This is a genomic window from Siccirubricoccus sp. G192 (assembly GCF_019084075.1).
Classification (GTDB): Bacteria; Pseudomonadota; Alphaproteobacteria; order Acetobacterales; family Acetobacteraceae; genus G192.
The window spans coordinates 3,112,118-3,122,444 of sequence record NZ_JAHREN010000001.1 but is presented as its reverse complement, the minus strand read 5'-3'; the positions used below and the strand labels follow the sequence as shown (position 1 = coordinate 3,122,444).

10 protein-coding genes and 1 pseudogene are annotated in these 10,327 nt (G+C 71.7%); 6 read left to right on the top strand and 5 right to left on the bottom strand.

From position 1 onward, the window contains the following. The first annotated feature begins 20 nt into the window (after positions 1-20). Positions 21-1,181, top strand: a complete 1,161-nt coding sequence (locus KSF81_RS14990; RefSeq protein ID WP_217379684.1) for an EAL domain-containing protein — start codon at positions 21-23, stop codon at positions 1,179-1,181. A gap of 6 nt (positions 1,182-1,187) precedes the next feature. Here the strand turns inward: KSF81_RS14990 and KSF81_RS14985 are convergent, their stop codons facing one another. The 3 genes and pseudogenes from KSF81_RS14985 to KSF81_RS14975 all read right to left on the bottom strand — a co-directional run bounded on the left by KSF81_RS14985 (position 1,188) and on the right by KSF81_RS14975 (position 3,755). Then, positions 1,188-2,354, bottom strand: coding sequence for an iron-containing alcohol dehydrogenase (locus KSF81_RS14985; protein WP_217379683.1), 1,167 nt, complete (start codon positions 2,352-2,354; stop codon positions 1,188-1,190). 86 nt (positions 2,355-2,440) lie between these two features. Then, positions 2,441-3,210, bottom strand: a pseudogene (locus tag KSF81_RS14980) (class II aldolase/adducin family protein). A 47-nt stretch (positions 3,211-3,257) separates the two neighbouring features. Continuing rightward, a complete protein-coding gene (locus KSF81_RS14975) occupies positions 3,258-3,755 on the bottom strand; it encodes a cupin domain-containing protein (protein WP_217379682.1) in 498 nt (165 codons plus the stop codon). 247 nt (positions 3,756-4,002) lie between these two features. Between KSF81_RS14975 and KSF81_RS14970 the strand changes: the two genes are divergently transcribed. Further along, the gene (locus tag KSF81_RS14970; RefSeq protein ID WP_217379681.1) at positions 4,003-4,545 is read left to right on the top strand and encodes a hypothetical protein; all 543 of its coding nucleotides are present in this window, start codon (positions 4,003-4,005) and stop codon (positions 4,543-4,545) included. A 21-nt stretch (positions 4,546-4,566) separates the two neighbouring features. On the opposite strand, the gene KSF81_RS14965 is transcribed toward KSF81_RS14970, so the two are convergent. Beyond that, positions 4,567-6,348: an SLC13 family permease gene (locus KSF81_RS14965; RefSeq protein ID WP_217379680.1), complete on the bottom strand. Its 1,782-nt coding sequence runs from the start codon at positions 6,346-6,348 to the stop codon at positions 4,567-4,569. A 210-nt stretch (positions 6,349-6,558) separates the two neighbouring features. On the opposite strand from KSF81_RS14965, the gene KSF81_RS14960 reads away from it, so the two are divergent. Beyond that, positions 6,559-7,200 carry a DUF533 domain-containing protein gene (locus tag KSF81_RS14960; protein WP_217379679.1) on the top strand — a complete coding sequence of 214 codons (642 nt, stop codon included), beginning with the start codon at positions 6,559-6,561 and terminating at the stop codon, positions 7,198-7,200. Here the strand turns inward: KSF81_RS14960 and KSF81_RS14955 are convergent. Further along, a complete protein-coding gene (locus KSF81_RS14955) occupies positions 7,181-7,606 on the bottom strand; it encodes a CBS domain-containing protein (protein WP_254453540.1) in 426 nt (141 codons plus the stop codon). The two genes, KSF81_RS14960 and KSF81_RS14955, sit on opposite strands and share 20 nt — an antisense overlap. A 336-nt stretch (positions 7,607-7,942) precedes the next feature. Here KSF81_RS14955 and KSF81_RS14950 point away from each other — a divergent pair, with 336 nt between their 5' ends. The 3 genes from KSF81_RS14950 to KSF81_RS14940 all read left to right on the top strand — a co-directional run bounded on the left by KSF81_RS14950 (position 7,943) and on the right by KSF81_RS14940 (position 10,317). Next, positions 7,943-8,719, top strand: coding sequence for an endonuclease/exonuclease/phosphatase family protein (locus KSF81_RS14950; protein WP_309139567.1), 777 nt, complete (start codon positions 7,943-7,945; stop codon positions 8,717-8,719). A gap of 156 nt (positions 8,720-8,875) precedes the next feature. Next, on the top strand, positions 8,876-10,198 hold the full coding sequence (locus KSF81_RS14945; protein WP_217379677.1) for a phospholipase D family protein: 1,323 nt from the start codon (positions 8,876-8,878) through the stop codon (positions 10,196-10,198). Then, positions 10,171-10,317 (top strand): hypothetical protein, encoded by a 147-nt coding sequence (locus KSF81_RS14940; protein WP_217379676.1) that lies wholly within the window; start codon positions 10,171-10,173, stop codon positions 10,315-10,317. Before KSF81_RS14945 ends, KSF81_RS14940 begins: the two co-directional genes overlap by 28 nt. Positions 10,318-10,327 lie beyond the last annotated feature (10 nt).

The following is a 10,327-nucleotide window of genomic DNA, read 5'->3' as shown; positions in this document are numbered from 1 at the left end:
GCCACCGGGATGCCAGGATTTTGGAAATCTCCAGCGGCCTGATGCAGGCGACGGCCTACCGGGACAAAATCCTGGTGCTGGCGCATGACCCGGCGATCATCGCCGCGGCCCAGGATGCCGCCCATCGCGTCAGGCGTGCACCGGCCCTGGTGATCGGCTCCGGGCCGGAGGTGCTGGCGCACCTGGCCGCGCCGGGCGACGGCCCCGGCCATCTGGTTTGCGACCCCGCGGCCGCGGGCAACAGTTGGCCGCATCTGCTGGCCACCCTGTCCGACCCCAGCGCGCGCACCGGCCTGGTCATCGTCTCCGCCTCGCCGGGCCGCAGCCATGGTGGCCGGCCCACCTTGCCGGTCGATTCCGGCCGCATGGCCGCGGCCATGCTGAAGGCCGGGCAGCAACCCGGCAGGCTGCCACGGGATGCCGCCGCCGCCCTGCGCGCCGGCCTCTCCAATGGCGAGATCGTGGTGCGCTACCAGCCCGTGGTCCGCCTGCAGGACCGCCGGCCGGTGATGGTGGAGGCGCTGGCCCGCTGGCACCGCCCGGAGGCACCGATCTCACCGGCGGCCTTCGTGCCGCTCGCCGAGAGTGCCGGGCTTTCGCGGGCACTCTCCGTCATCGTCGCCTCCCGCGCCGCCGCGGATCTGGCGCCGCTCTGGCAGCGGTTGCGGCTTGGCGTCTCGGTCAACCTGCCCCTGGCGCTGCTGCAGGAGCCCGACCTGCCGCTCTGGCTCGCCCGTGCCCGCCGCGGCACCGGCCTGCGGGCGGAGCAGATGGCGCTGGAACTGACCGAAACCACCTCGGTGCAGGATATCTCCGCGCTCCGCCGGGCAGTGCTGCGCCTGCGCGAGGCCGGGCACCGCGTGCTGCTGGACGATCTGGTGCTGCATGACGGCAGGGACCGGCTGCTCGGCCTGCCCTTCGCCGGCTTCAAGCTGGACCGTAGCATGGTGGAAGCCCTGCCGGCGCAGGGCCAGGTCCGGCGCGAGGTCCGGCGGCTGGTCCGCCATGCCGAGAAGCGCGGCCAGACCGTGATCGCCGAGGGTGTCTCGGATGCCCGGCTCTGGTCCACGGTGCGCGCGCTCGGCGTGCATGCCGCGCAGGGCTTCCTGGTCGGCCGGCCGCTGCCCGCGGCCGCCCTGCCGGCCTGGTGGGCCGGCTGGCGCGGCGGCGGGCCGGGTTAGGCAGCCTCAGCCATAGGCCTTGGTGTAGAGGCCGATGATCTGCTCCTCGGTCGGCACGCGCGGGTTGTTGGCCGGGCTGCCGGAGGCCAGGGCCTGTTTCGCCATCAGCGGCAGCAGCCCCTCCCACTTGTCGGGCGCGATGCCGTAGGCGCGCGGGGTGGGCACCTGCAATTCGGTGTTCAGCGCCCGCAATTCCTCCAGCAGCCGAGCGCCGGCCACCTGGTCGGCATCCTCGCGGGTTGCGACGCCGATGGCGCGCGCCGCCTCGGCATAGCGCGGCAGTACGTCGTTCAGGCCGAATTCCGTCACGGCCGGCAGCAGCATGGCGTTGGAGAGCCCGTGCGGCACATGGAAATGCGCGCCGATCGGCCGGCTCATGCCATGCACCAGCGCGACCGAACTGTTGGAGAAGGCGAGCCCCGCCTGCATGGCGCCGAGCATCATCGCCTCCCGTGCCGCCGCATTGCCGGGGTCGCGCCAGACGCTGCGGAGATTGGCGCCGATCAGCCGCATGGCCGAGAGTGCCAGGCTATCCGCATGCGGGTTGGCGCGCTTCGAGACATAGGCTTCCAGCGCATGGGTCAGGCTGTCGATGCCGGTATCGGCCGTGGTGCGCGGCGGCAGGCTGAAGGTCAGTTCATGATCCACGATCGCAGCCAGCGGCAGGGCGCCGAGCCCCGCGATCAGCATCTTCTCGTCGGTTTCGGTATCGGTGATGACGGTGAAACGGGTGGCCTCGCTGCCGGTGCCGGCGGTGGTGGGGATGCAGATCACCGGCACCAGGCCGTGATCCGCCTGGGCCGGCACCTTGAATTCGCGCATTTTTGCACCCTGCGGCGCGGCGGCCAGGATCGCCATGGCCTTGGCGGTATCCATCGGGCTGCCGCCGCCGAAGCCGATCAGGCAATCGAAATCGCCGGCGGCCAGCACCGCGACGCCGGCCTCGATGACGGTGTCGGTGGGGTCCGGGACGGTGTCGCTGAAGACCTGGGCGGCGATGCCGGCCTCGCGCAGCGGCGCCAGGCAGCGCTCCACCGTGCCGGAGGAGACCATCCAGGGATCGGTCACCACCAGCGGCCGCGAGAGGCCGAATTGCCGCAGCACCTCCGCCGCCTGCCGCAGGCTGCCGCCGCCGATCCGCATCAGCCGCGGCGAGACGATCACTGCCACCATCGCGCCATTCCTCCTGCCCTAGGCACGCAGGATAGGGCCGGCCGGCAGCCTCGGCCAGGGGAGCCGGTCGGGAGCCCGGTGTCAGGTCAGGTGCGGTAGTCCGGCTGTTCGCGGTCGAGCTTGCGGCGGAGCGCCTGCCAGGGCAGCCAGCCGGTCTCCGGCCCGGCCTCGATTGCGCGCGGGTGCGCTCCAGCATGCCGCGCGAGGGGATGGCGAGCGGCGCGCCGGACCCCTGGGCCGCAAGCTGGATGCGGCAGGACTGTTCCAGGTACCACATCCGGTAGAAGGCTTCGGCGACGCTGCGGCCCAGCGTCAGCAGCCCATGATGGCGGAGGATCATGCAGGGCCGGTCGCCGAGGTCGCGCACCAGCCGCTCGCGCTCCGTGAGGTTGTCCTCCGCCGCGATGCCCTCATAGTCGTGCAGGGCGACGCGGCCGCTGAATTCCATCGAGATCTGGTTCAGCGGCAGCAGCCCGCCGGTCTGCGCCGCCACCGCCATGCCAGCCAAGGTATGCGTGTGCATGACGCATTGCGCATCGGCGCGGCCGAGATGCACGGCGGAATGGATGACGAAGCCGGCAGGGTTCACCGGCCAGGGCGTGGGCTGCGCCGGTTCGCCTGCGGCATCCACCAGCACCAGGCTGCTGGCGGTCACTTCCTCGAAGAGCAGGCCATAGGGATTGACCAGGAAGCGATGCCCTTCCCCTGGGACCCTGGCCGAGAGATGGGTGAAAACCAAGTCGGTCATGCCATGCAGCGCGATCAGCCGGTAGGCGGCGGCCAGGTCCTCGCGCAGCTCGCGCTCCGTGGGCACATGCCCCGGCTCCGGCGGGATAGGTGGTGGCGGCAGCGGCATGGCGCATGAACCTCCTGACGGTGCGGGGCCGGCCTCGCTTCCAAGGATCAGCCGCCGGGCGCCTTGTGGATCGGGTCCACCCAGAGCACCTTCTCCGGCCGCTCCACCGGCTCGATATCAAGATTCACCACCACCGCCTCGTTGTCGCTGCGGACCAGGACGCATTCCAGCGTCTCATCGGTGGAGGCGTTGATCTCCTGGTGCGGCACATAGGGCGGCACATAGATGAAATCGCCCGGGCCGGCCTCGGCGACGAATTCCAGCCGCTCGCCCCAACGCATGCGGGCGCGGCCCTTGACCACGTAGATCACGCTTTCCAGCGCGCCATGATGATGCGCACCGGTCTTGGCATCCGGGTGGATATGCACCGTGCCGGCCCAGATCTTCTGCGCGCCGACCCGGGCGGCGTTGATGGCCGCGGCACGGTTCATGCCCGGTGTCTGGGCAGTATTGGTGTCGAGGTTGTCGCCCGGGATCACCCGGACGCCGCTGTGCTTCCAGCCATCCGGCGGTGTTTCATGGCTGTGGTGGCCGTCATGGGGCATGGTGCCCTCCCTCGCTGTTGCCGCAACCTAGTGCCTCTATCAACGCTGTTGAAGCGTATTGTTTCTGAATTCACGATTGCATCCTGCCTTTCCGGGACCAGCCCGGTTCCCCGGCGCGCGGGATCGTGCGAGGGATGCCGGCGGAAGGATGGCTTGCAGGATCGGCCAGGACGGCCTTCATAGGCCCCCTGTGCCATGGGCTGCCGCGCCCGGGACGGCCCCCCCACATCGCATCGCAGGAGTTCCCATGAGCGACGACGAAAACAATGGCCACCGGCCACCCGGCCCGGAGGAGAGCCTGTCCGCCCTGCCGAGCGCCGATGAACTGGCCGATCTGCAGGATGAGTTGCTGGTCGCCCATGCCGTGGGCGTGCTGGCGGAGTTGAAGGATCGCGGCTTGCTGCGCGTGCTGCTGCGCAACCGCAGCGACCTCGGCACCCTGTTCGAGGCCGATGAGATCCGCTTCTCGAATGGCACGGTCGAGATCGTGCCCGAGGGGTTCCACGCCGAAACCCCCGAGGATTACGGCGAATGGATCCAGGAGGCGGATGCGCTGCATGAGCAGTTGACCGACCCCGACACCACCCTGGACGAAGCCGAGGCGCTGGTCCGCCACGCCTCCAGCGAGGCCCTGCTGCTCGAACTCGACCGGGCGGAGGATGCCGAGGGCGGCGACGGGATCGACCAATTGGCCATGCCGACCCCGGCCGATACGGAGGGCCGCCACGGCATCCGCATCGTCGAGGAACTGAAGCGCCGCGGCGCGATCGAGGAGCGCACTGAGCACTGAAGGGGTGCTGAACCGGGCGGCTCAGCGCCCCGCCAGCGGCCAGAACAGGGCGATGAGCGGCACGCCCACCAGCAGCACGATGCAGGAGAGCGGCAGGCCGAGGCGCCAGTAGTCGCCGAAGCGGTAGCCGCCCGGCCCCAGCACCAGCGTGTTGCACTGGTGGCCGATCGGCGTCAGGAAGTCGCAGGCGGCGCCGATCGCCACCGCCATCAGGAAGGGGTCGGGGTTGAGGCCAACCCGCTGCGCCAGGCTCGCCGCGATCGGCCCCAGCATCAGCACGGTCGCGGCGTTGTTCAGGAAGGGCGTCACCGCCATGGCAAGCACCATGATGAGCGCCAGCGCCACCAGCGGCGGCACCAATTCCACCGCGCCCGAAAGCCAGCCGGCGATCAGGTCCGCGCCGCCCGTGGTGCGGATCGCCTCGGAAACCGGAATCAGGGCGCCGAGCAGGATCAGCACCGGCCATTCCATCGCGCCATAGGCTTCCGGCATGGTCAGGGCGCGGAACAGCAGCAGCACCACCGAGGCGCCGAAGAATGCCACTGCCACCGGCACCAGATGGAAGGCCACCAGCCCCATCGCGATGCCGAGCACGCCGATCGGCACCCAGCTCCGCCGGCTGCGGCCGAGCGGGATGCTGCGCTCGGTCAGCGGCAGCACGCGCAGCCCACCGAGCGCTTCCGGCAGCGCCGCCTCGGGGCCCTTCAGGATCAGCACGTCCCCGGGCTGGAAGAGCACCGCGTTCAGGCGCTGCGCGATGCGCTGGCCGCGGCGGCTCACCGCCAGCAGGCTGACCTCGAAACGCTGCCGCAGCCTCGCCTGGCCGGGGGTGGTGCCGACCAGGGGGGAATCACCCGTCACCACCGCCTCGACCACGCCGACATCCTCGGGCGGGGCCTCCGCCTGCTGCCGCGTCTCGCCGGCGAGGCGGAGCCCGGCGCGGGCGACGATGCGCTCCAGATCCTCCGGTTCGCCCTCCAGCAGCAGCACGTCGTCTTCCCGCAGCGGCCAGTCCGGTGCCGGGACGTAGCGGCGGAAGCGTTCGCGGATGATGGTGGCGACGGTGACCCGCCCCTCCCCCAGCGCCTCCAGCTCCGCCACCGTCTGGCCGATCACGGGCGAGTCCGGGGGTAGCCGCGCCTCGGTCATGTAGGCCTCAATGTTGATGGCGCTGTCCATCGAGGCCGCGGCTTGGCGGCCCCTTGGCAGCAGGCGCCAGCCGAAGGCCAGGAAGACCAGGCCGGAGAGCGCGATGCCGAGGCCGACCGGCGTATAGTCGAACATGCCGAAGGGCTGGCCGGTCAGCTCCTCCCGGACGCGGGAGACGATGATGTTGGGCGAGGTGCCGATCATGGTGATGAGCCCGCCGATCAGGGAGGCGAAGGCCATCGGCATCAGCAGGCTGGAGGGCGAGGTGCCGGTGCGGCGCGCCAGTTGCAGCGCCACCGGCAGGAAGATCGCCAGCGCGCCGATGTTCTTGGTGAAGACCGAGGCCAGCATCACCGCCGCCGCCAGGACCGGCACCTGGCTGCGCACCGTGCCGAGATAGGGCAGCACCGGGCGCATCAGCGTCTCCACCGCGCCCGATTTCGCCACCGCCGCGCTGACCAGCAGCGCCGCCGCGACGATGACGACCACGTCGTCGCTGAACCCCGTGAAGGCCCGGTCCGCCGGCACCACGCCGGTGACGACCCCGGCGAGCAGCGCCAGCAGGGCCACCAGGTCGTAGCGCAGCCTGCCCCAGACAAAGAGCACCACCGTGACGCCGATGATGCCGAAGGCGAAGCCCTGGTCGAGGCTCATCCTGCCCCCGGACCGCGAGGAGGAGAGTTGCGCCGCGGAATCATGGGGAGGTTTCCTTGCATCTGGTCCGCGGCCGATGGCAGGCAGCCCGGGATGGGCGACGCCAGCCCGCGATCCTGCGGTGCCACGCGGGAACGCCGCTGCCGCCCCGCCGTTCACCCGCCCGGCGACGGGTTTGCCAGTGGCCGCAACAGGGGGGAGGCCCCGACGATGGGTGCGCGGCAGTTCCTGGAGCGCCTGCTCCAATCCGGACCGGGCGGGGATGCCCGGCCGGGCTCCGCCGAGCCGGACTCCGCGGAGCCGCCCGCGACCGAGGCGGCACCCTCGGACGCCCACCGGCGGCAAAGGCTGGCGCAGGAGCCGCGCCGCCTCCTGTCGGAAAGACTCGCGCTCAAGCTGCTGGAAAGCTGGCTGCGGGACCGCCAGCGCGCGCTGTTTCCCCTGACCCTGGACTTCACCCGGCTCGATGCAAGGAGCCGCTGGCTGCTGGTGCAGATGGCCGTGGCCGCCGCCCTGGCGGATGGCAAGGCCGTGACGCCGGAGCGCATCGGGGATGCGCTCGCCAATGCGGGGGCCGGCGAGGCGGAGCTCCACCTGCTGCCGGAGGCGCTCGCCAGTCCCGCGCCGCTCTCCGCCTTGCTGCGGGAAGTGCAGGAGGCGCGGCTGGGCGCGCATGCCTATGCAGCCTCGCTGATCGCCCTTGGCCACCGCAGCCGGGTCAACCGTGCCTGGCTCGATTACCTGGCGGCCCGGCTCGGCCTGCCCGCGGCGGTCACCACCGCGCTGCATCGCCGCCATGGCGGCCGGATGGTGCCGGGCCGGGCGGCAAGGGTCAGCCCGGCGCCTCGGTGAGCTGGCGGAGCCGGTCCTGCAGCGCCGGGTCCTCCAGCAGCAACCGGCGCGACAGATCCGCGAGGGTGATCCAGCCCAGGACCCGGCCGGCGGCCTCGCACACCGGCGCGCGCCGGATATGCTGCGCCGCCATCAGGTCCATCACCGCCTCCACCGTGTCGTCCGGGGCGCAGGCGATGACCGGGCTGGTCATCACCTCCCTCACGCGGGTCCGCGCCGGGTCGCGGCCACGGGCGACCAGGCGGTAGAGGATGTCGCGATCGGTCACGATGCCGATGAGGTCGTCCTCGGCACCGACCGGCAAGCCGCCGATATCGAGCTCGCCCATCATGACGGCGGCTTCCTGCACCGCGGCCTCGGGCGGGATGAAGGCGACATGGCCGGTCATGACCTCGGCGATACGCATGGGGCGATCCTTGGTTCCGGTTGCGACCCGAAGGCAGGGGTCGCCGGGAGGCAACGCCGGCCATCCCGGCCTGTTCCGGCCCAGCCCAGGGAACCGGAGCGGCCTCGGGGCGGTTGATTGCTGCCCCGCACGGGCCACTTGGATGAAGCAGCCGCAGGGTTTAGCTGTATTCTCCCTTCCGCCACTACCGACAGGTCACGCCCCTCGATGCACCGCCGCACACCGCATGCGCCTTCCGGGCATGCGCCCTCCGGGTCGCACCACAGCCATGGCCGCGCGGCGTATCGGCGCGCCCCTTCGATCGCGGTGCATCATGGTGCCCTGCCGCAGGCCCCCGTGCCGGCCCAGCCGGCGCCGGCCGTGGAAAATCCGGGCAGCGGCATCCTGGCGGCCTCCTACAACGTCCATAAATGCGTGGGCGCGGACGGGCGGTTCCGGCCGGACCGGGTGGCGGCGGTGCTTGCCGAGATCGGTGCCGACCTGGTCGCGCTGCAGGAGGCCGACCGGCGCTTCGGGCGGCGAACCGGCCTGATCGACATCGCGGCGCTGAAACGGGAAACCGGCCTAGTGCCCCTGCCCGTCTCGGATATCCCGGACGGTTTGGGCTGGCACGGCAATGCGGTCCTGGTGCGGGAGGGCAGCCTGACGCGGGTGCGCCGCCTGACCCTGCCCGGCGCCGAACCGCGCGGCGCCGTCCTGGCCGAATCCCGCCTGCCGGGCGGCCCGATCCGGGCCGTGGCCGCGCATCTCGGCCTGCTCAGGCGCTGCCGGGCGCGCCAGGTGGCGATGATCCTGGAGGCCATCGCCGAGGGCGAGACCATGCCCACCCTGCTGCTCGGCGACCTCAACGAATGGCGGCCGCGGGCCGAGCCGCTGCGCCGGCTGGAGCCGGTCTTCGGCCCGGCCCGCTTCAGCCCGGCGAGCTTTCCGGCGCGGCTGCCGGTGCTGGCGCTGGACCGCATCCTGGGCTGGCCGCATGGCGTGGTCGAAAGGGTCGAGGTGCATGACACGCCGCTGGCGCGCATCGCCTCCGACCACCTGCCGCTCAAGGCACGAATTAACCTGTCCGCCGGCGCACAGATGCTGGAGGAACCCCTGGCGGCGGCGGCCTGAAGGAACCGTGGCCCCGCCGTTCCGCTCTTAGCCTGAGGCATCCCGGCCGCAGCGTCCCACCCTCCGGCCTGCGGCCGGGACGAAGTGGAGGACTGGCGGCTTGGACGGTGCATGGGCCGGGATCATGGAGGCCGGCAAGGCAGGGGTGATGCTCCCGTGAGCACCACCGCGCCAGCCAGGCCGGCGGCGGGCAGCCCCGATCCGCTGCGCGGCCTGGCCGATGCCAGGAGCTTGGCCGGGCTGGTTTCAGACGGGCTTGACGCCTTTGCGCTGCGGGCCCTGGCCGCCCGGGGCGCCTGCCGCAGCCTCGACCTGCAATACTACATCTGGCGCGGCGACCTGACCGGCAGGCTGCTGGCCCGCGAGGCGCTGCTGGCCGCGGACCGTGGCGTGCGGGTGCGTCTGCTGCTGGACGATATCTATGTCGTCGGCGCCGACCGGACGCTGGCGATCCTGGCCAAGCATCCCTCGATCGAGGTGCGGCTGTTCAACGCCACTCGCCTGCGGTCCTGGGGGCGGTTCGGCTTCATGCTGGAGATGCTGCTCGGCGGGTTCCGGCTGAACCGGCGGATGCACAACAAGGCCTGGATCGCCGATGGCGGCCTGGCGCTGGTCGGCGGCCGCAACATCGGCGACGAGTATTTCGACGCGTCCGGCGAATTCAATTTCCGCGACCTCGACCTCTTCGTGGCCGGCGAGGCCGCGGCCCAGGCTTCGGCGATTTTCGAGACCTATTGGCAGGCCCCGCTATCGACCCCGGTCGCCCGATACCCTACCGCCAGCAAGCCGGCCCGCAAGCTGCCCGCGCTGCGTCGCCTGCTGGAGCGGCGGGCGGCGGCGCCGGCGGCGCGCCCCTTCCGCGAAAGGCTGCGCCGCGCGCCGGTGCTCGGCCGCATCCTGGCCGGCAAGCATGTGCTGGTGGCGGCCGATACGATGGAGATCCTGGCCGACCCACCCGCCAAGGCGACCGGCGCACCGCTGGACGGGGTGGCGGAGGCGGTGGATGCCGCGCTGGCCACGGCACAGCACGAAGCCCTGCTGATCTCGCCCTATTTCGTGCCGGGCGAGCGTGGCATGGCGCTGCTGACCGGCCTGCTCCGCCGCGGCGTGCGGGTTGCGGTGGTGACGAATTCCCTGGCCGCGACCGATGTCGCCGCGGTGCATGGCGGCTATGCCCGCTACCGCCACCGGCTGCTGGAAGCCGGGGCGGAGCTCTGGGAGCTGAAGCGCGGCGGGGAGAAAGGGCGCGGCGTGCTCGGCTCCCGCGGCGCGAGCCTGCATACCAAGGCTTTCGTGGTGGACGGTGGGCTGATCTTCGTCGGCTCCTTCAACCTCGATCCGCGCTCGGCGAAGCTGAACACCGAAATGGGCGGCTTCGTCCGGCACCCGGAACTCGGCCGCCGGCTCGGCGCCGACTCGGCCGGCTGGCCGATCCGGCGCGGAGCTACCGGGTGCAGCTCGATGCGCATGGCCGCCTGACCTGGACGGAACGTTCGGGCGGCACCGAGCGGGTCTGGCATGGCGAGCCCGATGCCTCGCTGCGGCGGCGCGCCATGGCCTTCCTGGCGCGGGCGCTGCCGATCGAATCGCAACTCTGACGGCGGGGCG

What these genes read in the sequence shown, in the direction of transcription:
- KSF81_RS14955 (WP_254453540.1), bottom strand. Translation starts at nt 7,606, where the DNA reads ATGCGTATCGCCGAGGTCATGACCGGCCATGTCGCCTTCATCCCGCCC.
- KSF81_RS14985 (WP_217379683.1), bottom strand. Translation starts at nt 2,354, where the DNA reads ATGGTGGCAGTGATCGTCTCGCCGCGGCTGATGCGGATCGGCGGCGGC.
- KSF81_RS14960 (WP_217379679.1), top strand. Translation starts at nt 6,559, where the DNA reads ATGGGTGCGCGGCAGTTCCTGGAGCGCCTGCTCCAATCCGGACCGGGC.
- KSF81_RS14975 (WP_217379682.1), bottom strand. Translation starts at nt 3,755, where the DNA reads ATGCCCCATGACGGCCACCACAGCCATGAAACACCGCCGGATGGCTGG.
- KSF81_RS14965 (WP_217379680.1), bottom strand. Translation starts at nt 6,348, where the DNA reads ATGAGCCTCGACCAGGGCTTCGCCTTCGGCATCATCGGCGTCACGGTG.
- KSF81_RS14970 (WP_217379681.1), top strand. Translation starts at nt 4,003, where the DNA reads ATGAGCGACGACGAAAACAATGGCCACCGGCCACCCGGCCCGGAGGAG.